The organism is Paracoccus ravus, assembly GCF_004522175.1.
Classification (GTDB): domain Bacteria; phylum Pseudomonadota; class Alphaproteobacteria; order Rhodobacterales; family Rhodobacteraceae; genus Paracoccus; species Paracoccus ravus.
This window is the reverse complement of the sequence record NZ_SDEB01000028.1, coordinates 19,971-44,056: the sequence shown is the minus strand read 5'-3', so window position 1 is coordinate 44,056 and position 24,086 is coordinate 19,971. Positions and strand designations below refer to the sequence as shown.

Below are 24,086 nucleotides of genomic sequence, written 5' to 3'. Positions count from 1 at the left end.
CCTTGATCTTCTCCACCACCTCCGGCGCGGTTGTCTGGGGATGCGACTTGTGGATCGGCGGCAGGTCCTTCAGCCCGTCGAAGCCCTGAGTCTGGAACCGGCGCTTCCACTCGTAGAAACTGGCCCGGTCCATCCCGCGCTGCCGGCAGGCTTCGGCGACATTGCCAAGCTCCCTGGCCAGTTCCAGCACGCTCATCCGCTGCTGCGCGACCTTGCTCGCGGCATCACGCGGCGGTCCCCTCTTCACTGTCGATGACTGTCCCATCGGCTGTTCCTCCTTCCCGAAAATAGCACGGAAAGAAGGTTAAGTGGACAGATAAGTCTTCATAATTTGGGATCTTGCTGCGATGCAACCGATCTGCGAAGGCTCATAAAGCGCTTGCAGACTCGATAAACGGAAAACGGTGTAAGCGACGTGAGGCAGGCCATCCCGCGGTGACATTGCTCTGCCATCGCGATGTAGCAGGGGCCGCAGGTCATGTCGCGCCGCAGTGCCACCGCCGACGGGCCAAGCGGTCCCCATTCCTCGGATGATACAAGCGCGGAATGGACGGCGACCGTTGGGACGCCAAGGCCCGAGGCGATATGGCTCGGTCCACTGTTGTTGCCGACGAACAGGACGCTTTCGGCCATGATCCGGGGAACTTCGGAGAGCTTCGACCGGCCGACCAGGTTGAAAACCCGATCCTGCCGCTGGACCTTGTCCAGAACGCGGGACGCTATCTCGCGCTCGTCGGGGCCGCCGATCAACGCGATGCGCATGTCATCCTGATCTGCCAGCAGATCGATCAGCCTCGCGAAAAAGGCCGTTGACCATTGCCGCAGAGGAGTGCCTGCGGCCGGGTGGATCACGACATAGTCGTTTGCAAACAGTTCGTTGAACTCAGTGCGCAATGCTTCGGATATCTCGGGCAGATGGTCGTGGGGCGTCGCGATGGTGCGTCGATCCGGGGTGAAAGCCGTTCCAAGGGTCTCGACAAGGTTCAAGAGGTCGGTCGTGACGTGATTGCGCTTGTTCGTCTGAAGGGGATCGCGTTCCCATTCCAGAGCGATGTCGAGCCAAGGGAACTCCAGCGAGGCGTCGTAACCTGCAGTCAGCGGCGCGCCGCTATGCTGCAGAATATGGCGGGTATCGCCCATCTTGCGCAGATCCACGGCCAGATCAAAGCGCCGGGCGGTCAGATCAGCCTCTAGCGCGGCGTAATCCGTCTTGGACAGCTTCTTGCGGCCAAGTCCCGAGCGGGCATCGAAGAATTCGAACGGGATCAGTTCGTCGATGGCACTCTCCATTCCCGCGATGCCCATGGCCGAACGGCCGACAAGCGCGGTCAGATGGGCGTGCGGGAACAGTTCCTTGATGCGACGGAAGGCCGGCAGTGCCGTGACCAGATCGCCGATATGATCGAGCTTGACGGCGAGGATGCGCTTGATTCCCTCGCGCGAGCCAAGAGGATGGCCTGCATAGACCTCGCGGATGGGTTCTTCCTCGGGCGCGAAGTCGTCGGCGTCGCTGCTGATCGCGGGATTGAGATAGGGGTCCCCGGCAAGGCACAGGTCGCCCCATGTCTCAAGAAAACCACTGCGGTCGAAATTGTCCTTGAGATTGGCGCGGCTGGCCAGTTCGTAATGGATCAGGTTCGTATGTGGCGTGTAGATGACGGCGAGACCCGCCCGGTGCAGCCGCAGGCAGAAGTCGATGTCATTGTTCACGACGCTATGAGCTTCGTCGAAACCGTCGACGGCCTCGAAAACCTCGCGGCGCAGCATCATGCAGGCCCCGGTGACGCAAAGCACGTTTCGCTGGCTCAGCGCGAGACCGAAGTAGCAGGGGTCGTCGGCCGCGGCAAAGCGGAAGGCGTGACGCGCGCTGCCGGGCGTGGTGCGGGACAGGAACATGCCCGCATGCTGCACCTTGCCGTCGGGATACAGAAGCTGCGGCCCGACCACGCCGACCTCAGGACGCTCGGCTTCGGCCATCATCACCGTGAGCCAGTCGGGTGTGAGGACTTCGACATCGTCATTGAGGAAGAGCAGATAGTCTCCGGTGGCTGCCGCCGCACCCAGATTGTTCAGTCGTGACCAGTTGAAGGGCTCATCGACCTCGACCACCAAGTCGGCATGGGTGCGGAACCATTTTTTCCATGCGCGCCCTTCGGCAGTGATCCGGCGGCGCCGGATATTGTCGACGACCACGATCTCGACCTCGGTGTCCTGGGTCTGTGCGCGGATGCTGTCTAGACAGCGCAGGATATGATCCTTGGCCCCGATCGAGGGGATGATGATCGAGACCTTGCCCCTGCGAATCGGCTGACGCTCGAGCCTGTGGAGAAAGGGGGCGGCGCCCGCCCGGACCTTTGCGACGTCTCCGATCGCGCGAAGATGGGACTGCAACGCACGGCGCTCGGCGGCAGGGCTTTCGCCGCGACCCGTGGCCTCCAGCATCAGACCCGGAACATGGCGGATTGCGCTCGAGGCAGTTCCGGTCAGGCGAAGCACATTGGCATAATCCCCGGTCCGTGCGATAGCGGCGGGGTCCATGCCGCTTTGCGAGAGCAGCGCGCGCGACGCAAGCCACGCCCGGCCCAGATAGTTCTGCGATAGAAGTAGGTCGGGTGACCAAGCCGGTTTGAAATAGGACGCGACCCTACCCGGCGTCAGAACATCCGCCCGGCGATCGTCGCCATAGAGCAACTGGTCCCCGGGCTCGGCGGCCAGCAAAGGCTCCAGCAACCCGTCCACTGCGAGCCGATCCCCCGCATTCAGTACCATGACGAAGCCCTCTCCGCCAAGCGCCGGCAGCGCGTCGATAAGGTCTATGCGCGCCGTCTGATCCGGCATCGCGGCCGTCACGTCGTCCAGCGCCTCAAGCACTTTCGTGCCGTTACCGTCAGGCACCAACCACACCCGCCAATGCGGCCAGACCTGCCGCGAGATGCTCTGAAGACTAGCCAACAGCCGCTTGGAGAGATCGCGTTTTCCGTCCGTCCGGATCAGGATGTCGCAGACAGGCGCAGGCCCTCGCGCCGCCATGATATCAAGCCCGGTCATCGCTTCGGCAAAGGGCATCTTCTGGCGCAGCCCGTCGTTTCCCGCATCCTTGGTGACATCGATGGTGAAACGCGATTCCAGCGTCTTGTCGTTCCGGTCGGTGATGACGATCCGAATTTCGGACCGTCCGTTCGTCAGCAGCCGTACCGGAACGGACAGGGCAAAGCCGGACAGCAGAGTCTCGGGGAAATCGAAGAAAATCTCGGCAAGTTCTTCGCGCCGGATCCCGATATAGGCAAGACCCAGCGAGGCACCGTCGAGAAACACCTCGATCTGGCTGACGCCTGCGCGGGCGACGGCCCAGCCGCTGAGCCGGAACGCGCCCGTCACCGGTTTGGTGGCATGACCTGCGGCAAGCTGGAACGTATCGAGGCCAAGCACGATGTCGTCATAATGCGAAACCCGCGCCGATGGCGGTACGATCACGGCGGCGATTTCGAACAGGCGCTCGGTCCCATCCTTGAGCGCGGCCGTCACGACAAGGCTTGCGGGACCTTCCGGGAATCCAGCCGCGTGATTCAAATCAAAGCTGAAGCCGGAATTGGTACCGCTGGGCAGGTTCGGATAGGCGCGGGCGACATCGGGCCGGGGCAAGCCTAGCCGCGCTTGCCCGATGATCGCGCCGCCATAATGCAAGGTCAGGCTGTCGAGCCCTGCCAGTGCCGCGCTCCAGCCCGAAATGCTGCAATTACCGGTTGTGTCGACATCGACGACATCCGGGAAGAACCAGCAATCTTCCGAGGCCGGGGGTTTCTTCTCGGGCTCGGGCCGGGGTGGCGCGATTGCGGCTGACGGTATCGGCGCGGACGGTGCGGGCGCCGTGCTGATCTGGCGCACGCGTTGGGGCGTCGTGACCACGCGGCGCAGCGATCCGTCCCGTGCCAGGATTTCGATCGTGATGACGCCTGATGTACCACGCCCGCGCTCGGGCAAGTTGGTCGCGACAAAAAAGCCCGCGCGATCGGCATGGGGATATTGTGGGAACATCTTTCCCACGTCGGGGCGAGACAGACCGGGCAATGTGCCCGCGATCTTTCGCCCTTCGCCAAAGAGTTGGATCGAGATGATGGGGGTCTGTGCCACCGCCCAGCCCGTGACATGCAAAAGGCCCGCGGCGTCGATTTCGCATTTCTCGATATGGGTGCGCATCGAGACATTGGGGCTTTCCGACCCGCCATCGGTGCCGCCCAGAGGATGGCGCTTGACGAAGACCTTGCCCGAGGTCGAGACCGCCATCAGGATCACCTGACATGGACCTTCCGGTAGGTCCCCTTGGGTCAGGACCGCTTCGAAGCCGGTATATTCGGCATGCGGCAGGTCGGGATAAAGCTGTGCGATATCAGGTCTGTAACGTCCAACCTTGGCGCGAGCGACCCTTGTGTTCCCGATGATGACCTCAATCGTGACAAAAGGGTCGGGGCCGATCGCCCATCCGGAAATGACGCCTGCCCGGATTTTGCGCGTGCCATCGGGGGCGGTCTCGATACGCGTCACCTGCGCGGTGTCGATCCATAGCTTCCCAGCAAATCCGGCATTCTCAGAGGTGGGCGTTTTGTTTGAGTGCGGCGTGTTCATGATATCGGATCTGTCACTATCGGAAGGGAAAAGGACGGGTTCGGAACGCGGCCTCGGATCAGGGGTTGATGTAGGAGAGCAGCGCGTCGACCTGCGGCTGGAAGACCGTCGGCCGCCGGGTCGCCACCGCGCAGAATTCTACCGAAGGGCCGGGCGAGGTCTGAACCTCTTCGAATCCTGCCGCCAGCATGCGCCGCGCCAGCGATGCCTGGGTGAACCCGGTCCGATGCGCCATATAGTGGTTGCCGTCGCGGATCGAGCGGCGGTGGCCATAGATCACGTCAAGCGCGGCGATCGGACCCGAGGGAGAATGATAGAGCGTCTTCTCTAGCTCTCCCTCGTCAAAGCTTCGCACCACCGCGGACAGGTCTGGAAGGCGCAGCAGCGCCGCCCCATCGGGATGCAGGATGCGGGCGATTTCGGCGAGAACGACGGGCACGTCATGATCGAAAAAATGCTCGACCACATGCGAGCAGAAAATCATTCCCGCTGCGCCATCCGCGATCACCTGCCGCAGATCCGTCAGATCTGCGACGATGTCGGGGTTGCAGTTCTTGTCGATATCGACCCGCACCTCGCTCCAGCCGGAAAAGGCCGAGCGATCTGGAAGTTGGCTGAACAGGCTGCGGGGGCCGGAGCCAAGATTATAGAGAATGCGGGGGGCTGACATTTATGGACTCGGGATCAGAAACAGGGATCAGGCCCAGCGGGGCTGCGTTGCAGCCTGCCAGCGCCCGGCGCGGCGGGGGCGGGGATCGCGATGCTCCAGCGCAAGGGCGCGATAGGGCAGGCTGTCCGGGGCGAAAAGCGGATGGTATTGCGGATCGTTCATTACGATCCCGCGCCAGATTGCCCGCAGATTGGCGAGTTCACGTTGCAGGCGGTGGCCGGCGGGGGTGCCCTTTTCGCGACCGCGGCTGACCGATTCGTAATGGCGGATGCGCGCATGGGGCGAAAAGACGATGCGATAGCCGGCCTCGCGAAGCCGCAGGCAGTAATCGACATCGTTGAAATTGACGGCAAAGCGCGTGGTATCAAACCCGCCCAGCTCTTCGAAAAGCCGACGACGCGTCAGAAGAAAGGCACCGGTCAGCGCCGCAGGCTCTGAGGCTGCGCAAAGCAGTTCGCCGTAACCCGGATCCCCCAGCATGCGGTCCTCGAAGGCATGGACCGCGCCATGCCAAGGGCCCAGCACGACGCCGCCATGTTGAATGATATCCGAGGCGCGCAGCATCAGCGGGCCTGCCGCGCCGACCTCCGGATCAGCCAGCCTGCCGCATAATTCCCGAAGCACGCCGGGCCAGGGAAAGGCGACATCATTGTTCATGAAACAAAGCTGCGCGTGCCGGGCATGTTCACAGGCCAGATTGTTCATCAGCGAGAAGTTGAAGCCGTCGCTGAATTCGAGGATTCGTGCGCCGCCATCCTCCAGCCGGTTCAACATCTCGAGGCTTTCGGCCTCGTCCGAGCCGTTGTCGACGATGATAATGTCCAGATCGAAACCCGGATTTGCCGCGATCAGGCTGGTCACAGCATCATGCAGCATCGGGCCCTGATTGCGCGTCGGGACAATGACGCTGACGGCGCGATCCCTGGCCGGGCGCTGCAGATGAAGCGCGGGGAAAACTGCGCCTGCACGGATTGGGGCGGGCGAGATCCTGCTGCCCTCCGGCAGGCGTCCCGGCTGGGAAAGCGCAGTCTCGAGGGTCCGGCCACGCGTTTTGCAAGAGGCTGCAAGCTCCGATTCTTCGCTCCAGCCGCCGGGATGGGGCAGATGCCAAAGCCCGGTCAATTCGGGCATTCCTCCGCCTGGGGCGAGCCAATCCAGAAGCAGAGCTACAAGCGAGCGTGCCCCGCTTTGCGCGACCGCCGCTTCGGGCAGAGCAAAGCACAATGCGGCATGGCCCTGTTCCAGCAATCGCTCGGTGTCGAAGGCGGGCATCAGCAGGGGCCAGAACACGCCATCCGTTTGCCGCAAGGCCAGATCGCAAAACGCGACTCTGGCCCCTTCCATCATCGGCAAAGCCGCCGCGAGCCGGTCGGCAAAGCTCGCCAGAGGCCGGACATCTTGATGACAACAAATCACCCAGCCGGTCGTGCCCAGCCGGAACCACGCCCCGTCCTCGCCGATCCGGCCATCCGGGATGGGCGCGGGGGCAGCCTGTTCCAGTTCGGGATAGATCGCGGAATAGGCCGAAAGGGGCATGCCCAGCCCCAGGAGCCGGTCGAGCGCTGTCTCGATCTTGCGGGCATGGCTGGGCGAGCCGCCTGATGCCGGGTTCCGCAAGCCCTCGCTCAGGCGGTTTGGCCAGGCGAGGATGTCCACGGGGCTGCCCTCGAGAACGATGCCGGTCGAGGTTTCGACATGCAGCCGATGCATCTGCCCATCGGCCAGATCGGGGGAAAGATGCAGGTCGAACGCCGCTGTCCGACCCAGCGGATCCTGGGGATTGCCTACATGTTCCCAGCGATTGATCTGGCAACGCCCGACAAGCCTTTCGCCTTCCATGGCGAAAATCTCATAGGCAGGCAGTTCGGTGACGCCGTTTTCGACCGTGCCGCTCAGCATGAGGCCGCGATGCCGCGAGATCCTTGCCACTCCCGGGCCGGCCGGGCTGGGCTGGAGCCGCAAATCCGAAACACGGCGCTCGGCGATGACATGGCCCTGATTGAGGACCTCGACACGGAGGAGATCGGTCTCCTGCAAGGCCGCCGGATTGAGGCTGAACTGAAACCCGTGATCGTCGATGGTCCCGTCGCGCGCCTCGTCCATCGAATCGTCCGGCAGATCGGCGAGCGTCGCGCCCAAGAGATGGTCATTCACGAAAAGCCCGACATGCCATTGCCGCGCAGGCTGGCTTTTCCGATAGACATGTCCGCGCAAGAGGCCGGGTGCAGTAAAGGCAAGATCAGACAGGAATGGCATAATGCCCTCTCGTTTCAGCCCTTTCGGCGAGAATGTCGAGAAGCGCCGTCCTGAAATCGATAAAATCGGCCAGATTGACACCCGCCCCGCAATGCATGCTCAGCAGGCAAGCAGGTTCTGTTCCGGACCAGACCCGAAGCAAGGCGGTGGTCGGATCGACGATGCCCCAAAGATCATGCCCGGGATCGAGCGTCAGGCCGCAGCGCTGCAGGGTGTCCTGCGGGACAAGCCGCAGATGGCGGCGCAACTGACCAGAGACCCCGTCCTGCAAGCCTCGCGGCAGGTTGCCCCGCATCGGCAGGATGAGAGGCCCGCGTGGCGGCAGGGGCAGGCTCGCCCGCGCCCTGCCGGGATGCGCGATCATGTCATTCACCGGCTCGGCGGTGAAATATTCCGATGCCGCCGCAAGCAGCCCTTCGCGCGCAGGTTTCACGGGATCAAGCGCGGCGAAGGCCTTGTATCGGCGGGAATATTCGGGAAAGCGCTGCAGCAGATGGCGATGGTTCACGGCCGCGAGACGCTGTTTCTCGCGCCCATAGGTGACCGAACCGACATGGCCCACGAAGCAATCCACCGCCGCCACATGCCGCCATCCGCGCAGGCCGGCGCGCAGGCAGAAATCGACCTCTTCATAATAGCCACTGTCGTATAGTCCCGAAAGCGGTCCGATGGCGCGCAGGCAGGGCTCTGAAATCAGCATGGCGAAACCATTGCCGCTGGGCAGGTCGATCGCGACGCCCCGGTTTACCCTATAGGCCGTCTCGGCGAGCCGCTCGCAGATCTGCGGCGGGGGAATACGGGCCGGGCGGCCGGGTCCGAGCAGGGAAACCGAGCCTGCATTGTTCGACAGGGGCGTCACCGTTCCGATCTCGGGATCTTTCAGGTGCTCGAGCATGCGCCGCAGGGTCTGCGCCGGCAGCCAGGTATCCGAATTCAGCAGCAGGACGGGGCCTCGACCGATCTGGCACAAACCGTGATTGACCGCACCGGTAAAGCCCAGCGATCCCGATGTCCGGGTGACCGTGACGCCCGGCCGATGGGCAAGTCCCGCCAGCAAGGCCTTGGTGCGGGGGTGTTCAGAGCCGTCATCGACCAGAACCAGCCGCGCCTCGGGAAAACATGCGAGGTTTTGCATCACCGATTGCAAACAGGCCTCGAGCACAGGGCCGCCATCCTTGAGCGGCAGGATGATCCAGAGGCCCGCCGATTCCTGATTGTCCGGCAGCCGCAACGCCTGTGGCTCTTTTGGGGCCTCGATCTCGATCCGCGTCACTCGCGATCCGCGGCGCAACTCGATCTGGCGCGCCTGGCTGGCGTCGCGTGCGATGTGGCAATCCAGCGCGATGACCCGGTTCCGTTCGGATTGGGCGAGCGGTTCGACCCTGTCCTGCGGCCCGGTTCCAGAAAGCGCGATATTCTCACCCCGTTCCTGGACCAGCGTAAGCCGGACAGTCGCCGGCCGGTCCTGGCGCAGGGTGAGGGGCAGGGATGAGGCGTCCAGCGCTGAGACGGCGCGTCGCCGCTCGGCCGCCGTGGCAAAGGGGCTGCGCAAAAGCGCGACGGCAACGGCATGGGTTTCGGATGCGGCGCTTCGGCCCGGGGCAAGCCCACAATAGAAGGCCATGGCTTGCGGGTCCGCCGGATCAAGGCGGCAGGCATGAGCGGCATCAGCAAGCGCCGCCTCTGAATGCCCGAGGCGATGCAGCAAGGCCGCGCGTTCGAGAAAAGCCGAAGCCGCGACGGAGTCATGCATCCTGGTCTGAAGGGAGATCAGCCGTTCCACGATGTCGAAAGCATCCTGTATTTCTGCTTTCGGAATCATTTGCCGTGGGACCGTGCTGCGCGAAATCGCTTTCGAAGAAACGATCGCCCGGCAAAACCGGGCGATCGAAATGTCAGATTTAAAGGTCGATATCGTTGTCGTCGTTGAAGTCGATGCGCTCGACCCCTGCGACCGTCACGAAAGTCCCGTCGGCGAAGGTGATGACAGTGGTGCCGCTGTTGGTTTCGATGCTGACATCATCGAAGTTCGCGTCGATGACCACGGTGTCGTCGCCCGCGCCGCCATAGACGGTATCACCGGCACCGGCATAGATCGTGTCATTGCCGCCGGCGCCATTGAGGACGTCATTGCCCTGGCCGCCGTCAAGAACGTCATTGCCGCCGCCGCCATAGAGCGTGTCGTCGCCCGCATCGCCGAACAGCGTGTCATGGCCCGTGTCGCCCTGCAGAACGTCATTGCCGCGCCCGCCGCTCAGCGTGTCATTGCCGTCGCCGCCATAAAGCATGTCGTCGTCGCCATTGCCGCTGAGAAGGTCGTCGCCCGCGCCGCCATAAAGCGTGTCGAACGCATCGCCGCCCGCAAGGGTGTCGTTGCCGTCTCCGCCCAAGAGCAAGTCGTTGCCGCGGCCGCCATTGATCTGGTCGTCGCCCGCGCCACCATCCAGCACGTCATGGCCGCCGCTGCCGAGCAGCACGTCATTGCCGTCGCCGGCATCGACGCTGTCGCCGCCTTGGCCGCCATTGACCTGATCGCTGCCGCTGCCGCTGGTCAGCGTATCCGAGCCCTTGCCGGCATGGGCCGAGTTGTCACCCTCGCCAAGCTCCAGAGCGTCGTTGCCGATCCCCGTGGTGACTTTGTCGCCGCCCGAGGTGCCCAGGACGGTGCGATCGTCGCTGCCCGGGATTTCGATCTGGATCGTCCCGTCATTGTTCTGGCGGACGACCAGAGTCGCATCGGGATTGACCGGATCATCCTGACCCAGAACCACGACGTTCAGTGCCCCTTCTTGGGGCAACTTGTCGAGGATGTTGTTGATCGTTGAGGTGCTGAGCCCGGTATCATCGAGCCCGTCGCGCACATCATCAAGGGAGTTGTATTCCGATAGAGGCATTAGGCCATTCTCTCCAATAATGAACAAGTGACGATGCCCGACCGTCGGCTCTGCGGAACAGTTAGACGCTTCGGGCGGATAAAATCGGTAAGTCGAACATGGTTAAGTCGATAACAGTCCAATTTTAATGAAACAAGCACTGTTTGGGGTCGTCGGCCCGCAAATTTGCTTTTAGGCAATGTTGTGCATCGATTTGATAATGCGCAATTCCTCTGCAAGAAAATTGTTCGCATCTGCAGCATTATCCAAGCATTGCTGCCTGCTTCGCGGGCCTGCGTTAACCTTTTCGGAAAATCCGGATACGGTCGTTCCGCTTGGGCATTCCCGTGCCCGCGTTGCCTCCTTGCATCTGCTCGAGGGTAATATTCAGACGCAACAAACGATCGTCATATTCGCGGCCATGCAGGCTCACCATCGTCCCGGCGGCCTGGACGCGACCGGCCTTTTCGAATTCCGCCTCGACGGCAAGGCGCGTGCTGCCATCCGGCTCGTCGATCCACATGCGCAATTCGCTCAGTGGACGAAAACCGCCCCGGCTGCCCAAAAAATCGCCTGGTTGGGCAATCTGGCCGGTTACCGGATCTTGCAAAACGATGCGCGGGCGCCCGGTGCGGGGACGGATCAACAGCCCGGCGACGGCATGTTCGGGCGAATCGGCCCCCGTGCTGGTGCCGAAACGCCCGGGCCGGTCACCGTGCCCCGCCAGATGCAGGATATAGTCGACCGCCGCATTCTGGTCCGCTTTCGGGTCCGGCCCACGCCGGGAAAGGTAGTTCAGCTCGATCCCCCCGCGCGGCTGTGCCCCGGCTGCGCCCGCGGTGATCTCGATCCCCATCACCGCCGGAGAACCGCAGCGGATCACGCAGAATTCTCCGGGCGACAGAAGCGCGCCACTGACATTGCCGGCCTCGAACATCAGGGTCACGGCATGGCGCGAGGCCGGGGGCACGACGGGTCGGATCACGGCATCTGCCGCGCCCTCGGCCGGGGCCACGAAGGTCAGCGTCAAAATACCTGGGGTCAGCTTGACGGTCTCATACATCGTCGGATTCCTTTCGCGACGGCAAATGCCTGCTCATTCCTCGCGCATCGCGCTTTGCAGCCGCCGCATGAGCGGCCCGACGAGATAGTTCAACGCGGTGCGTTCCCCCGTCGGAAGGATCACGGTCGCCGACATTCCCGCGACCAGACGGGCGCGCTGCGCTTCGGGCAGGGTGGTTTCGTCCAGCCGGACACGCGCCTCGTAATATTCGTCCCGCGTATAGGGATCGACGATGCGGTCGCGCGAGAGGCTCAGCAATTCGCCATCGGCAGGCGAGAGGTCCAGCGACTGAAAGGCCGGAAAGTTGATCATGGCCGCGGCGCCCGGCAGGATACCGTCGATGTCATTCGGAACGACGCGGGCTGCAAGGACATATTCGTCTTCGGAAGGTGCGATCTTCAGAATGGTCTCGCCACCGCGGATCACCGCGCCCACCGTGCCGAGGACGCTTTCCTGAACCGTGCCATCGACCGGAGCCCGGATATCCACGCGTTTCAACGAGTCGTTGGTGATGATGAGATCGCGCTCCAAGGCCCGGATCTCGCGGGAAACTTCCTCGAGCTGCTCGGCCGCGCGACGCCGATATTCCTGCTCGTGCTGAGCGACCTGCAGCTTGAAGCCCGCGATGGCCTGTCCGATGCGGGCGATCTCGATGTCGGATTGCGAAATCTTTTCCTCGAGTGACAGGCTCTGCTGTTCCAGCTGCGTGACACGCGCCTGACTCGTCAGGCCCTTCTTGAGCAGGGTATGCTGGTCCTCGAGATCCGACCGGACGAGTTCAGTCTCGCGCTCGGCAATGCCGCGGCGCACCTTGTTGGCCTCGATCTCGGCATCCGCCTGGGCCATATTGGTCTGAAGCAGATCGCGCGATTGCTCCAGTTCCTTGCGCTGGAGATCGAAATGGCGCTGCTCGTCTTCGGCGACATGGATGGCCGAGGGGTTGGACGCGAGCTGCGCCTGCAGCGCCTCGGAAAAGACAAGCTCGGGTGCCATCGAGATCTCGGCTTCGAGCCGTTCCTGCCGTGCCCGGTTGCCCAGCAATTGCCGCGAAAGCAGTTCCGCCGAGGCGGTGCTCTGGGTCGAATCGAGCCGCAGGAGCAGGTCGCCTTTTTTGACCTTCTCGCCGTTGCGGAAAAAGAATTCGCGCACGATGCCGCCTTCGAGATGTTGGATCTGGCGGGTCGTGTTTGCATTTTCCAGGACGGCCTGAGCGACCACCGCGCTGTCAAGACGCGCGACGGCGAGCCAGCCTCCGATCACGCCGAAGCAAAGAATGATCGTCAGACTTGCCGCCCGCATCGAACGGCGCAGCATCCGCTCACAGGTGGCAAGGGCGGGTGAATGCGGGTCGGTTTGTGTCGTCATGCCTGTTTCACCACGCGCGGCGGTGCCTGGTCCTCGTCCGGATTTGTCGGCAGCAAGGGGTTACCTGCGGCATTCAGCCGTCCCAGCATGTCGTCGCGGGTGCTGAAGGAATGCATGTATCCGTCCATGATAACAAGAATATAGTCGCAAAGGCTGAGCATGTTCGCCTTATGCGTGCTGAAGAAAATCGTCGAGCCCGAGCGTTTCAGATCGGCAAGGCTATAGGCGAGGTTCTTTTCCCCCTCGGCATCCAGCGCTGAATTCGGCTCGTCCAGGACAACCACCCGCGGCATGCCGTAAAAGGCGCGCGCCAGACCGATGCGCTGCCGCTGCCCGCCCGAAAGGGGCGCACCGCCGTCCAGCAGACGGAAATCCAGGCCGCGCCCGCGATTTTGCACAATCTCGAGCGCGCCCGCCATCCGCAGCGCCTCGGTGACCGCTCCGGTCAGCGCGGGGTCATATGCCGCAAAGCGCGTGACGTTCTGCCAGATCGTGCCGGGCAGCAGGTCGACGGCCTGCGGCAGATAGCCGGTCGCGGGACCATGCTGCGCCGCGGGCCAGACCGCCAAGGGAAAGCCATCGATCTTGACGCTGCCCGAGGAGGGTTGTGCCGCGCCGGCAAGCAATCGCAGGAGTGTCGATTTCCCCGCGCCACTGGGTCCGACGACACCGACGATCGACCCAGCCGGAACGGCAAAGCGGATGCCGGACAGCACCGCCTTGCCATCGCTTCCGGCAAGGGACAGGTTCTCGCAGGCGACATGGCCCTCCATGTCGGGAAGCGGCGTTTTGGGCTCGTCCGGCTCGTCGGCCAATACGATGTCGAGACGGGCGGCCGCCATGCGCAATTCGTGCAGCATCGACCAGTTGCGTGCCACCGAGATGACCGGGCCGACGCCACGCATCATCACGATGAAGGCCGCCATCCCCGCCGTGGCCGTGACCTCTTCGAGCAGGTAGAGTACGGCTCCCGTGCCGATCAGAATGACAAGCTGGCCCTGCTGCAGGACGCCTAGCGCGCTGTCCAGAATCCCCGCCCGCTCATGTCCCTTGAGCAGAACCTCGGAGGCCTGATCTTCGAGCCCCGCCCATTCGCGCCGCACACCCGGAAGGATATTCATGGCGCGGATGGTCTCGCGCTTTGCGGCGGTGGCCATGCCGAAGGCCAGCGCCTTGTCCTCATGTTCGCGGGACTGCGCGCGGACGGCCTTCCAGATCGACCGGGCCCTGGCGCTGAGCAGGGCGATGACGGCGATATAGGCAATGGCGACCAGCCCGAAAACCGGGTGCAGGACGAAAAGCACCGCGATGAACAGCGGCGAAAGCGTGGCGTCCATCAGCGATTCGACGAGCGGACCGGTCAGTCCCTGTCGCAGAGTGGCGATGTCGGTATAGGCCCGAAAGGCTTCCGGGCGGTTGCCGCGATGGACGGCGTCAAACACGCCCTGCCGCAATTCATGGTCGATCCCATGGCCCACCGCCTGCAGCGCATTGGCCCGAAAATGGTCCAGGACGCCCCAGATCAGCAACAGGAAGACGATGAGAGCCGTGATGAAGCCCAATGTCTCCCAGCTGTGGCTGGTATAGACGCGCTCGCTCACCTGCATCATGTAGAGAAAGGGCGTCAGCGCGAGCAAAGCGATGAAGATGCTGTGCAGCCAGATCCGCGCATAGCTGCCGCGGGCGTTCTGTAATACAGAAGAGATCGTAATCATAAGCGTCCCGGAATCAATACGGGGTCAGGGACCACAGTTGGAAGCCGGAAACAAGCATGTACAGCATTTTTGATCGCTGGGAGGAAGCGACCGAATCAGCGTTGCGCATATACGATCCATTCGCCTACAGGCCTGCACTTTACGAGCGCATCGTGCCGGTCTGCCTCTCCGAGAGCCTGCGCCTGGCCGAGCGCTGGCCGGTCCTGTGGCGGCGCGATGACCACGGAGACCCGGAACTGGTCGTGCTGCGCGGCCTCGTTCCCCGCGCCGAACTGCCCGGGGCCCGGACCCAGAGCCGGACTTCGCTACCCTTGCTGCTGCAGGCCTTTCCCTTTCGCTACCATGATACGGCGCGCGGCGATGAGATAGGCCTTGATCGCGCCTCGCCCATGCATGAGCGCGACGCCGGTTCCTACATCCTCGACGAGCGCGGCAATCTTTCCCCCGGCGCCGAACTCAAGATCCGCGCGCTCGAAGCCTGGGGGGCTGAAATCGAAACCCGCGCCCTGCTAACAAACACAGTTTTTCGCCATGGTCTGGTCGAGCCGGTGCTGCTGCCCGACGGAATGAACGAGAAATTCGCCCTGCCGGACCTGTTCGCGGTTCTGCCCGCCCCCGATGACACGCTGATCTTTGGCGCGCTGCCGCGAGAGCAATGGCTGCTTGTGGCGCGTTTTCTCGCCGCGCAGCGCCTGTCGCTCTATACCATGGCGCGGCTCATTGCCCAGGTGGGGGAAGTCGCATGAGACATTGGTTCGAGGACCTGCCCGGCGTGACCGGATTTCGCCCGGTCGAGCCGGCGCTGCTGGCGGCATGGCCTGACAGGGCGATGGAGGCCCGGCTGCAGCATCTGCGCTATTGCCCGGTGCTGCCTCAGGAGCTTTATCAGGTGGCGCGCCAGCTTCCGCTTGTCGTGGTGGCGCAGCCGACCGGCCCGATGCTCATGGCAGAGCTTGCCTCCGAAGGTCTGCGCCAGCCCGCTTTCGATGCCGAAGGTCGCTTCCTGCGCAGTTACCGGCCGCTGGTGAGCCGCCTATTGCCTTTCTGCGCCATGCCGGGCGGCGAGACCTTGCGCCTGACCGATGAGACGGCCCCCCCCGGACCAGAGCGCGCCGAGGATCTGCAACGCCAGATCGTCCAGATGCTGCGCGGTCAGGCGGCCGGTCTGTCACGCCTGTCCGAGGCGGCCTCGCTCCTCATCGACGAAGGGTTGTTGGCGGAGGCTCCGGGCAATGGGATGCGCGACGGCGACCCCGCGCGGGTGCGGGCCTGGCATCCTGCTCCGGCGGATCTCGATGCTGAAACCGCCGCCGCGGCGGCCAATCTTGCGGCCATGCCGGTTTCGTTCCTGGCGCTTCGGATGTTGGGGGCTATTGAATTCTCGGCGTTGCATCGCCGCGAAGCGCCCGTTCGGCGATCGGATGCCGACAGCCTGCGCGAGCTGCTTGGCCGCAACGAGGCCCTGCGGCGTCAGACCTTCCTGACGCGGGATGAGATGCTCGATTTTTCGGGTCTGGTTTCCCCGGCACCCGCCGAAGCGCAAGAGACCTTGACCGAAGATTAGGTCACGCCATCCCGGCCCCGGCAGGGCTGCTTCAGTCCTGCCGTTCCTGCCGCAGATGCTGGCGATATCGCGTCTGGCTGTTTTTCAGATGCGCCGCCATGGCAAGACGCGCGGCCTCGGGATCCGCGTTCTGGATCGCGGCCAGAATGGCGCCATGTTCCTGTTCCAGCATGCGCAGATACTCTGGCGCGGCGGGGACATCGCGCTCGCGGTTCAGCGCAAGGCGCGGGATCATCGCGCTGCCGATCAGCATCAGCATCTCGGGAAAGCGCGGGTTGTTGGTCGCCCGGGCAATCGAAAGGTGAAAGGCGAAATCCGCCTCGGCAGTCGGGCGGTTTTGACGCGCAAGCTCATTGAGGCGTTGGAAAGCGTCAAGGATGTCCTCTTCCTGCAGCGGAGAATGGCGCGTCGCCGCCAATGCGGCCGCGTCGCATTCAAGCGCCATGCGCAGTTCGAGGATCTCGATGATGGAAGAAACCCGGTCCGGATCGACATCCCGAAAGGCGGGCAAGGTCTCGTTCGGAGGCAGAACGAACACACCTGCGCCCTGCTTGGGCTCGACGATGCCATCCGCCCGCAAGGCCGCGATGGCCTCGCGCACCACGGTGCGGCTGACGCCGAAATCGCGGGTCAGGCGCGATTCCGAGGGCAGGCGGTCCCCGGCCTTGTATTCGCCCGACTGGATTTGGCGGCGCAAGGCGTCGCGCACCGTCACCACCAGGGTCGGCGCGGGTTGGTTGCTGCCTTCGTCCATGCTCATTCTGACTCTCATCGTTGTTTCGCCCGGGTCAAAGCCTCGGCGGCGCACATCAACTATCGTCTTTCTGATAGATTGGATAGGTCGTGAAGATCCCGCCCTGATAGACCATCACCGGATCGTCGGCAGGGGGGCGGGGGACGGTGGCGTCGATCTTGGCCCGAAACGTCTCGGCATTGTCCTGCGCCTGCCACAGATCGGCAATATGGCTGTTGTCCCACCATCCGGCATCGTTCTTGGACGCGCCCCAGATCACCGGGCAGCCCAGTGTACGAGCCTCGAACACCACGCGGATCAGGGACAGGAAATCATCATGCGAGAACCAGCTTCCCAGCATCCGGTGGTTTTCCGGCTCGGGCGTGCAGGAGCCGATGCGGACAAGAGCGGTTTCCTGCCCGAACTTGTCGAAATAGAGCCGGGCCACGGCCTCGCCGAAAATCTTGGATACGCCGTAGAGGCCGTCGGGACGGAAGGTGCAATCCGGACCCAGCCGTTCGCTTTGCAGATGATAGCCCACCGTATGGTTCGAGCTGGCAAAGATGATCCGGGGCTGCCCATGCAGGCGCGCGGCTTCGTAAAGATTGTAGAGGCCGATGATATTGCCCGCGAGGATCGGCTCGAAGGGACGTTCGACCGAGATCCCCCCAAGATGCAGGATGCCGTCGCAGCCTTGGACCATGGCGGTGACGGCCGCCATGTCGGCAAGATCGCACTGTACGACCTCGTCACCCGGCAGCGTGTCCGGCACGGGGACGATATCGGCCAGCCGCAGCGTCTCGGCGATCTCGCGCAGGCGCGGCGTCAAAGCGCGTCCCAGCCCGCCGGCGGCCCCGGTGATCAAAAGTCGCTTCAGCATTGCTTTCCTCCCGAAGAAATTCGCAGGCCACCGCGGCAAAAGCCTGTCCGGTGCCGTTTCCTCGGCAGGACATCCGTCTTGCCGTCAGATGGTCCATGCTGTAATCAACATGTAATATAAGGCGTGTCAACCTATATGACATAAACCAGTATGGAGGAATTGGATGCTGACTGTCGAGACCCGTCATGCGGTTCACCCCGAGCAGGCGAAATCCATGGATACCGAGGCGCTGCGCCGCCATTTCCTGGCCTCGGAGATGTTCCGCGAGGGCGAGATTCGCCTGATCTATACGCATTATGACCGCTTTGTCATGGGGGCCGCGGTCCCGGCGGGCGGCAATCTCGTGCTGGATCAGGTCGCAGAGACGAAAACCCCGTCTTTCCTTGATCGCCGCGAGATGGGCATCGTCAATGTCGGCGACACCGGGACGGTCGCCGCAGGCGGTGAAAGCTGGACGCTCGAACGCGGTGACGTGCTGTATCTGGGCATGGGCGCGGGCGCTGTGAGCTTCGGCGGCGAGGGGCGCTTCTACATCACCTCCTGCCCGGCGCATCATACCTATCCGAACAAGCTGATTCGCCTGTCCGACAGCAAGGAAGTGAAACTCGGCGCATCCGAGACCTCGAACAAGCGCACGATCAACCAGTTCATCCACCCGCTGGTCATGGAAAGCTGCCAGCTCGTGCTGGGCTATACCCGCCTCGAGGACGGCTCGGTCTGGAACACCATCCCAAGCCATATCCATGACCGCCGCATGGAGGCCTACCTTTATTTCGGCATGGAGCCGCAGGCCCGCGTCCTGCATCTGATGGGCGAGCCGCAAGAAACCCGCCACCTGTTCATCGGCAATGAAGAGGGCGCGATCTCGCCGCCTTGGTCGATCCATTCCGGCGCGGGCATCGGCTCCTATACCTTCATCTGGGCCATGGCCGGCGACAATGTCGATTACACCGATATGGACTTCATCCAGCCGGAGGATCTGCGTTGAGCCCGTTCTCGCTGGAAGGCCGCAAGGCCTTGGTGACCGGGGCCAATACCGGTCTGGGGCAGGCGATCGCCTTGGGTCTGGCGCAAGCCGGGGCCGAGGTCACCTGCGCCGCCCGTCGCAGCACCGAGGAAACCCTGTCGCAGATCGCTGCGGCAGGGGGCGTGGGGCGCGAATTGCTGATCGATTTTGCCGATCCGATGGCGGGGAAGGATATTTTCGCGGGGCAGGGCTATGACATCCTGATCAACAATGCCGGGATCATTCGCCGCGCCGATGCCGTCGAGTTCAGCGAAGCCGATTGGGATGACGTGATGGACGTCAACCTGAAGGCGCTGTTCTTCACCTGTCAGGCCTTCGCCAAGGAATTGATGGCGCAGGAAAAGCCCGGCAGCATCGTCAACATCGCCTCGCTCCTGAGCTTTCAGGGCGGAATCCGCGTGCCCTCTTATACCGCCAGCAAGCATGGCGTGGCGGGGCTGACAAAGCTCATGGCGAATGAATGGGCCGCGAAGGGCATCAACGTCAATGCCATCGCGCCGGGCTATATCGAGACCAACAATACCGAGGCCCTGCGCAATGATCCCGACCGCAGCCGGGCGATCCTCGATCGCATCCCGGCGGGCCGCTGGGGACGTCCCGAGGATATCGCGGGCACGGCGGTCTATCTCTGCTCGGCGGCGGCACGCTATGTTCATGGCGCGGTGCTGAATGTCGATGGTGGCTGGCTCGCGCGGTAAGTTCCCACGCAACTTATCACACAGCTTATATGATAAGTTGTTGACAGCTTGCAAAGGCCTGTCATATCCATGACAAGAACCTAATCAGAGGAATCTCTCATGACGCCTGAACAGCTCAAGATCGCCCTCGGCTCCGGCCTGCTCTCCTTCCCGGTCACGCATTTCGATGCCGAAGGGAAATTCGCCGGCGACAGCTATCGCGCCCATGTGGAGTGGCTGGCAGGCTATGACGCGCCGGTCCTGTTCGCTGCTGGCGGCACCGGGGAATTCTTCTCGCTCGCGCCCCGCGAGATTCCCGAGATCGTCTCGGCCGCGAAAGAGGTCTCGGGCAAGACCGCGATCGTCTCGGGCTGCGGCTACGGTACTGAAATGGCGGTCGAGATCGCGCAATCGGTCCAGAAGGTCGGTGCTGACGGCATCCTGCTCTTGCCGCATTACCTGATCGACGCGCCGCAAGAGGGTCTCTACGCCCATGTGAAGAAAATCTGCGACTCGGTCGATTTCGGCGTCATGGTCTATAACCGCGACAACGCCGTTCTGACCGCCGACACGCTGGCCCGCCTGTGCGATGCCTGCCCGAATCTCGTGGGCTTCAAGGACGGTACCGGCGATATCGGCCTCGTGCGCCAGATCACCGCGAAGATGGGCGACCGCCTGACCTATCTGGGCGGCATGCCGACCGCGGAACTCTTCGCGGAAGCCTATCTGGGCGCCGGCTTCACCACCTATTCCTCGGCGGTGTTCAACTTCGTTCCTGCCCTCGCGAACGAGTTCTACGCCTCGCTGCGCGCCGGTGAGCGTGCCAATTGCGAGCGCATCCTGAACGACTTCTTCTACCCGTTCATGGCGATCCGCAATCGCTCGAAGGGCTATGCGGTCTCGGCGATCAAGGCGGGTGTCCGCTTGCAAGGCTTCGATGCGGGACCGGTGCGTTCGCCGCTGAAAGATCTGGACGATGCCGAGATGAACATGATGGCCGCCCTGATCGAGCCCTATCAGCGCAAGAAAGCCGCCTGATGAAAATCGCCGCCATTCGCACGCATCTTCTGGAACACCGGCTGGAGGTTCCCTTCGAGAGCGCCTCGATGCGGTTCGACCGCCGGGCCCATGTTCTGGTCGAGATCGAATGCGATGACGGCACGGTGGGCTGGGGCGAATGCCTTGGCCCAGCACGCCCCAATGCCGCGGTGGTCGCCTCCTACGCGCCCTGGCTGATCGGCCAGGATCCGCGGGCCACCGAGCGGCATTGGGCGACCCTTTACAACGCGCTGCGCGACCAGGGTCAGCGCGGCCTGACCATCACCGCGCTGTCGGGAATCGACATGGCGCTGTGGGACATCAAGGGCAAGGCGCTTGGCGTCTCGGTCTCGACCCTGCTGGGCGGGCGCTGGCGCGATTCGGTGCGCGCCTATGCCACCGGCAGCTTCAAGCGTGACGGCGTCGACCGAGTTTCGGACAATGCGCAGGAAATGGCGCAGCGCCGCGCCGAGGGCTTCCACGCCTGCAAGATCAAGATCGGATTCGATCCCGCCGAGGATCTGCGCGTCATCCGCGCCGTGCGCGAGGCCATCGGCCCGGACATGCGCCTGATGATCGACGCGAACCACGGCTATACTGTCGCCGAGGCGATCAAGGTCGGCAAGGCCGCCGCCGAATATGACATCGACTGGTTCGAGGAACCGGTCATCCCCGAGCAGCTTTCGGCCTATGCCGAAGTTCGCGCCGGCCAGCCGATTCCGGTCGCGGGCGGCGAGACATGGCACACGCGCTGGGGCATGGCGGCTGCGCTGCAGGCCCGCGCGGTGGATATCCTGCAGCCTGACATTGCGGGCTGCGGCGGTCTCTCCGAGGCGATGAAGATCGCGACGATCGCCAGCCTGCATGGGGTACGCATCGTGCCGCATGTCTGGGGCACGGGCGTCCATATTGCCGCCGCCCTGCAATTCATGGCGGCCCAGACCCCGGACCCGGTCCGCGTGAACCCGGTCGAGCCGATCATGGAGTTCGACCGTACCCATAACCCCTTCCGTCAGGCGGTGCTGACCACACCCATCGAGGCGGTGAATGGAACGGTCGCCATTCCAAACGCTCCTGGGCTGGGGATCGAGGTCAATCGCGACGCTCTCGCCGAATACAGGATGACGGACGCATGATCGCCCGCAAGCTGACCGGCGCGCCGCCGCGCGTCCCTTTTCCAATTGGGGCCGTCGATACGCAGATGCACATGTATCTGCCCGGCTATCCGGCTCTGCCGGGCGGGCCGGGCCTGCCGCGCGATCCGCTGCCCGATGCCGAGGCCTATCGTCAGGTCATGGCCTGGATGGGGATCGACCGCGTCATCATCACGCAGGGCAATGCCCATCAGCGCGACAATGGCAATCTGATCGCCTGTCTCGATGAGATGGGCGATTGCGCGCGCGGCGTCGCGGTGATCGACGAGACGGCCTCGGATGCCGAGATCGAACGCCTTGCCGCAAAGGGTGTCGTCGGCGCGCGGATCATGGATCTGCCGGGCGGGGCCATGGGTCTCACGCATCTGGAGGCCGTCGATGCCCGCGCCCATGCCGCAGGCTGGATGATCGCCGTGCAGTTCGATGGCTCTGACATCCTGACCCATCTGCCGCGCCTGATGGCGCTGAAATCGCGCTGGGTCCTTGACCATCACGGCAAGTTCTTCCGCGGCGCCGAGGCGAACAGCCCCGAGATCGACGCCGTGCTGGCGCTGATCGACAAGGGGAATTGCTGGTTCAAATTCGCGGGCGTCTATGAAAGCAGCCAGCAAACCAGCCCTTACGCCGATATCGAAGGCCTTTCGCGCCGCATCGCCGCGCATGCGCCCGAGCGCATCGTCTGGGGCACGAACTGGCCGCATAACGGGGTCGCCCGGTCGGAGGATTACCCCGACGAGGTGGATCTCGCAGAATTGGTCCTTGATTGGTTGCCCGAGGGGGCGCGCGACCGCGTGCTGGTTACCAATCCAGAGGAACTTTATCGATTGCCGCCTGTCTGAGGCGGTAATGAACGCAGGTAAATAAAAACTCAGATCTGGGAGGACTGAATATGAACCTGACCCGTACACTACTCGTCTGTGGCACCATACTTGCAGGGGGGGCAGGGGCCGCCGCCGCCGCCGATTGCGAAGTGACGCTTCGCTCGGCCGACACCCATCCCAATGGCTATCCGACCGTCGAGGCCGTCCGCTGGATGGGCGAGCAGGTCAAGGAGAAGTCGCAGGGGCGGATCTGCGTCGAAGTGTTCCCGGCCTCGGAACTTGGCGAGGAAAAGGACACGATCGAGCAGACCCAGTTCGGCGTGATCGACATGGTCCGCGCGTCCTTCGGCCCGTTCAACAACCTCGTGCCGGAAACGCAGATCGTCTCGTTGCCCTATATCTTCCGTTCGCCCGACCATATGCACAAGGTCATGGACGGCGAGATCGGCACCAAGATCGCCGAAGGTTTCGCACAGCATGATCTGATCGTGCTTGGCTATTATGACGGCGGCGCGCGCAGCTTCTACAACAGCCAGAAGCCTGTGAAGTCGCTCGAGGACCTCAAGGGCATGAAGTTCCGCGTCATGCAGTCGGACATCTTCGTCGACATGATGTCCGCGCTTGGCGCCAACGCGACGCCGATGCCCTATGGCGAGGTCTATTCCTCGATCCAGACCGGCGTCATCGACGGCGCGGAAAACAACCAGCCGTCCTATGACACCTCGGGCCATGCCGAAGTCGCGAAATACTACACGCTGGACGAGCATCTGATCATGCCGGAAGTGCTGGCTGTCTCGAAAGTCACTTGGGAGAAGCTTTCGCCCGAGGATCAGGCCCTGCTGAAGGAAGTCGGCGCGGCCTCGGTTCCGGTCATGCGTGACCTGTGGAGCAAGAAAGTCGCCGAATCCGAAGCCGCGGTCGAGAAGGCCGGTGCCGAGATCATTCGCGACATCGACAAGCAACCCTTCATCGACGCGATGGAGCCGGTTTACGCGAAGTATGTCTCGACCCCCGAGGCCAAGGATCTGGTCGAGAAGATCAAAGCCACCGAATAAGACGACCCGGCGGCGCCTTCGGGCGCCGCCTTCAACTTCCAGGAGCGCGTGATGCGTGACTTTTTGATTGCTGCGGACCGCTTCACCAGCCGTCTGGGGACCGTCGCATTGTGGATGGCCGGCACGGGCCTGGTTCTGATGACCGTCATCGTCTTCGCGCAGGTCTTTGTGCGCTATATCCTGAACAGCAGCCTTTACTGGGCCGAGCCGGGCTCTGTTCTGATCATGGGCTGGTTCATTTTTCTGGGTGCCGCCGTCGGCATCCGCGAGGGTACGCACCTGTCCTTCGACGTGTTGCTGATGATCCTGCCCAAATGGCTGCAGGGCTGGATGCACACCATTTCCGACATCGCCATCGGCGCTTTCGGCATCGGGATGACCGCCTATGGCTGGAGCCTTGCGGCCAAGGCGTCGTCGAATGTCATTCCCGGCCTTGGCCTGTCCCGCGCCTTCGATTTCGCCCCCATCATCGGCGGCGGCATCTTGCTGGTGATCTTTACCGTCGAGCGTATCCTGCGCCGAATCGTCGGCCTGCAAACCTTGCGCTTCGGCGATCTGGTCGAGGAATAAGA

Annotated in this window: 20 protein-coding genes; 9 read left to right on the top strand and 11 right to left on the bottom strand. The window is 63.3% G+C overall.

Annotation, left to right across the window (positions count from 1 at the left end; all coding sequences use genetic code 11):
- The 9 genes from ESZ60_RS17415 to ESZ60_RS17375 form a co-directional block, all read right to left on the bottom strand.
- Positions 1-265: helix-turn-helix domain-containing protein (locus ESZ60_RS17415; RefSeq protein WP_134681992.1), on the bottom strand; the 265-nt coding region annotated here is incomplete at its 3' end.
- A gap of 59 nt (positions 266-324) precedes the next feature.
- Positions 325-4,623 (bottom strand): glycosyltransferase family 9 protein, encoded by a 4,299-nt coding sequence (locus ESZ60_RS17410; RefSeq protein ID WP_134681991.1) that lies wholly within the window; start codon positions 4,621-4,623, stop codon positions 325-327.
- A 58-nt stretch (positions 4,624-4,681) separates the two neighbouring features.
- Entirely contained in the window at positions 4,682-5,293 is a 612-nt protein-coding gene (locus tag ESZ60_RS17405) for a class I SAM-dependent methyltransferase (protein ID WP_134681990.1), read from the bottom strand.
- Between the two features lie 27 nt (positions 5,294-5,320).
- The gene (locus ESZ60_RS17400; RefSeq protein WP_134681989.1) at positions 5,321-7,549 is read right to left on the bottom strand and encodes a glycosyltransferase family 2 protein; all 2,229 of its coding nucleotides are present in this window, start codon (positions 7,547-7,549) and stop codon (positions 5,321-5,323) included.
- Positions 7,533-9,332, bottom strand: coding sequence for a glycosyltransferase family 2 protein (locus ESZ60_RS17395; RefSeq protein ID WP_167620210.1), 1,800 nt, complete (start codon positions 9,330-9,332; stop codon positions 7,533-7,535). Before ESZ60_RS17395 ends, ESZ60_RS17400 begins: the two co-directional genes overlap by 17 nt.
- A gap of 118 nt (positions 9,333-9,450) precedes the next feature.
- Positions 9,451-10,443, bottom strand: a complete 993-nt coding sequence (locus tag ESZ60_RS17390; protein ID WP_134681987.1) for a calcium-binding protein — start codon at positions 10,441-10,443, stop codon at positions 9,451-9,453.
- A gap of 277 nt (positions 10,444-10,720) precedes the next feature.
- A complete protein-coding gene (locus ESZ60_RS17385; RefSeq protein WP_134681986.1) occupies positions 10,721-11,485 on the bottom strand; it encodes a hypothetical protein in 765 nt (254 codons plus the stop codon).
- A 33-nt stretch (positions 11,486-11,518) separates the two neighbouring features.
- Entirely contained in the window at positions 11,519-12,850 is a 1,332-nt protein-coding gene (locus ESZ60_RS17380; RefSeq protein WP_134681985.1) for an HlyD family type I secretion periplasmic adaptor subunit, read from the bottom strand.
- Complete coding sequence (locus tag ESZ60_RS17375; RefSeq protein ID WP_134681984.1) at positions 12,847-14,565, bottom strand: type I secretion system permease/ATPase; 1,719 nt, start codon at positions 14,563-14,565, stop codon at positions 12,847-12,849. Before ESZ60_RS17375 ends, ESZ60_RS17380 begins: the two co-directional genes overlap by 4 nt.
- Positions 14,566-14,621: 56 nt before the next feature.
- Here ESZ60_RS17375 and ESZ60_RS17370 point away from each other — a divergent pair, with 56 nt between their 5' ends.
- Positions 14,622-15,311, top strand: a complete 690-nt coding sequence (locus ESZ60_RS17370) for a SapC family protein (RefSeq protein WP_134681983.1) — start codon at positions 14,622-14,624, stop codon at positions 15,309-15,311.
- The gene (locus ESZ60_RS17365; RefSeq protein WP_167620209.1) at positions 15,308-16,129 is read left to right on the top strand and encodes a SapC family protein; all 822 of its coding nucleotides are present in this window, start codon (positions 15,308-15,310) and stop codon (positions 16,127-16,129) included. Before ESZ60_RS17370 ends, ESZ60_RS17365 begins: the two co-directional genes overlap by 4 nt.
- A gap of 31 nt (positions 16,130-16,160) precedes the next feature.
- On the opposite strand, the gene ESZ60_RS17360 is transcribed toward ESZ60_RS17365, so the two are convergent.
- Positions 16,161-16,889, bottom strand: a complete 729-nt coding sequence (locus tag ESZ60_RS17360) for a FadR/GntR family transcriptional regulator (RefSeq protein WP_134681981.1) — start codon at positions 16,887-16,889, stop codon at positions 16,161-16,163.
- Positions 16,890-16,938: 49 nt separating this feature from the next.
- Positions 16,939-17,742: an NAD-dependent epimerase/dehydratase family protein gene (locus tag ESZ60_RS17355; protein WP_209021344.1), complete on the bottom strand. Its 804-nt coding sequence runs from the start codon at positions 17,740-17,742 to the stop codon at positions 16,939-16,941.
- Positions 17,743-17,905: 163 nt separating this feature from the next.
- On the opposite strand from ESZ60_RS17355, the gene kduI reads away from it, so the two are divergent.
- The 7 genes from kduI to ESZ60_RS17320 all read left to right on the top strand — a co-directional run bounded on the left by kduI (position 17,906) and on the right by ESZ60_RS17320 (position 24,084).
- On the top strand, positions 17,906-18,730 hold the full coding sequence (kduI, locus tag ESZ60_RS17350) for a 5-dehydro-4-deoxy-D-glucuronate isomerase (RefSeq protein WP_134681980.1): 825 nt from the start codon (positions 17,906-17,908) through the stop codon (positions 18,728-18,730).
- Positions 18,727-19,467 carry a 2-dehydro-3-deoxy-D-gluconate 5-dehydrogenase KduD gene (kduD, locus tag ESZ60_RS17345; protein WP_134681979.1) on the top strand — a complete coding sequence of 247 codons (741 nt, stop codon included), beginning with the start codon at positions 18,727-18,729 and terminating at the stop codon, positions 19,465-19,467. The genes kduI and kduD overlap by 4 nt, the downstream gene beginning before the upstream one ends.
- A 99-nt stretch (positions 19,468-19,566) precedes the next feature.
- The gene (gene kdgD / locus ESZ60_RS17340) at positions 19,567-20,484 is read left to right on the top strand and encodes a 5-dehydro-4-deoxyglucarate dehydratase (protein ID WP_134681978.1); all 918 of its coding nucleotides are present in this window, start codon (positions 19,567-19,569) and stop codon (positions 20,482-20,484) included.
- A complete protein-coding gene (locus tag ESZ60_RS17335; RefSeq protein WP_134681977.1) occupies positions 20,484-21,620 on the top strand; it encodes a mandelate racemase/muconate lactonizing enzyme family protein in 1,137 nt (378 codons plus the stop codon). Before kdgD ends, ESZ60_RS17335 begins: the two co-directional genes overlap by 1 nt.
- Positions 21,617-22,477, top strand: a complete 861-nt coding sequence (locus ESZ60_RS17330; protein ID WP_209021343.1) for an amidohydrolase family protein — start codon at positions 21,617-21,619, stop codon at positions 22,475-22,477. The genes ESZ60_RS17335 and ESZ60_RS17330 overlap by 4 nt, the downstream gene beginning before the upstream one ends.
- A 56-nt stretch (positions 22,478-22,533) precedes the next feature.
- Entirely contained in the window at positions 22,534-23,514 is a 981-nt protein-coding gene (locus ESZ60_RS17325) for a TRAP transporter substrate-binding protein (protein WP_167620212.1), read from the top strand.
- A gap of 51 nt (positions 23,515-23,565) precedes the next feature.
- Entirely contained in the window at positions 23,566-24,084 is a 519-nt protein-coding gene (locus tag ESZ60_RS17320; RefSeq protein WP_134681975.1) for a TRAP transporter small permease, read from the top strand.
- Positions 24,085-24,086: the final 2 nt, after the last annotated feature.

What these genes read in the sequence shown, in the direction of transcription:
- kdgD (WP_134681978.1), top strand. Translation starts at nt 19,567, where the DNA reads ATGACGCCTGAACAGCTCAAGATCGCCCTCGGCTCCGGCCTGCTCTCC.
- ESZ60_RS17385 (WP_134681986.1), bottom strand. Translation starts at nt 11,485, where the DNA reads ATGTATGAGACCGTCAAGCTGACCCCAGGTATTTTGACGCTGACCTTC.
- ESZ60_RS17410 (WP_134681991.1), bottom strand. Translation starts at nt 4,623, where the DNA reads ATGAACACGCCGCACTCAAACAAAACGCCCACCTCTGAGAATGCCGGA.
- ESZ60_RS17370 (WP_134681983.1), top strand. Translation starts at nt 14,622, where the DNA reads ATGTACAGCATTTTTGATCGCTGGGAGGAAGCGACCGAATCAGCGTTG.
- ESZ60_RS17330 (WP_209021343.1), top strand. Translation starts at nt 21,617, where the DNA reads ATGATCGCCCGCAAGCTGACCGGCGCGCCGCCGCGCGTCCCTTTTCCA.
- ESZ60_RS17355 (WP_209021344.1), bottom strand. Translation starts at nt 17,742, where the DNA reads ATGCTGAAGCGACTTTTGATCACCGGGGCCGCCGGCGGGCTGGGACGC.
- ESZ60_RS17375 (WP_134681984.1), bottom strand. Translation starts at nt 14,565, where the DNA reads ATGATTACGATCTCTTCTGTATTACAGAACGCCCGCGGCAGCTATGCG.
- ESZ60_RS17390 (WP_134681987.1), bottom strand. Translation starts at nt 10,443, where the DNA reads ATGCCTCTATCGGAATACAACTCCCTTGATGATGTGCGCGACGGGCTC.
- kduI (WP_134681980.1), top strand. Translation starts at nt 17,906, where the DNA reads ATGCTGACTGTCGAGACCCGTCATGCGGTTCACCCCGAGCAGGCGAAA.
- ESZ60_RS17320 (WP_134681975.1), top strand. Translation starts at nt 23,566, where the DNA reads ATGCGTGACTTTTTGATTGCTGCGGACCGCTTCACCAGCCGTCTGGGG.
- ESZ60_RS17360 (WP_134681981.1), bottom strand. Translation starts at nt 16,889, where the DNA reads ATGAGCATGGACGAAGGCAGCAACCAACCCGCGCCGACCCTGGTGGTG.
- ESZ60_RS17380 (WP_134681985.1), bottom strand. Translation starts at nt 12,850, where the DNA reads ATGACGACACAAACCGACCCGCATTCACCCGCCCTTGCCACCTGTGAG.
- ESZ60_RS17400 (WP_134681989.1), bottom strand. Translation starts at nt 7,549, where the DNA reads ATGCCATTCCTGTCTGATCTTGCCTTTACTGCACCCGGCCTCTTGCGC.
- ESZ60_RS17365 (WP_167620209.1), top strand. Translation starts at nt 15,308, where the DNA reads ATGAGACATTGGTTCGAGGACCTGCCCGGCGTGACCGGATTTCGCCCG.
- ESZ60_RS17335 (WP_134681977.1), top strand. Translation starts at nt 20,484, where the DNA reads ATGAAAATCGCCGCCATTCGCACGCATCTTCTGGAACACCGGCTGGAG.
- ESZ60_RS17405 (WP_134681990.1), bottom strand. Translation starts at nt 5,293, where the DNA reads ATGTCAGCCCCCCGCATTCTCTATAATCTTGGCTCCGGCCCCCGCAGC.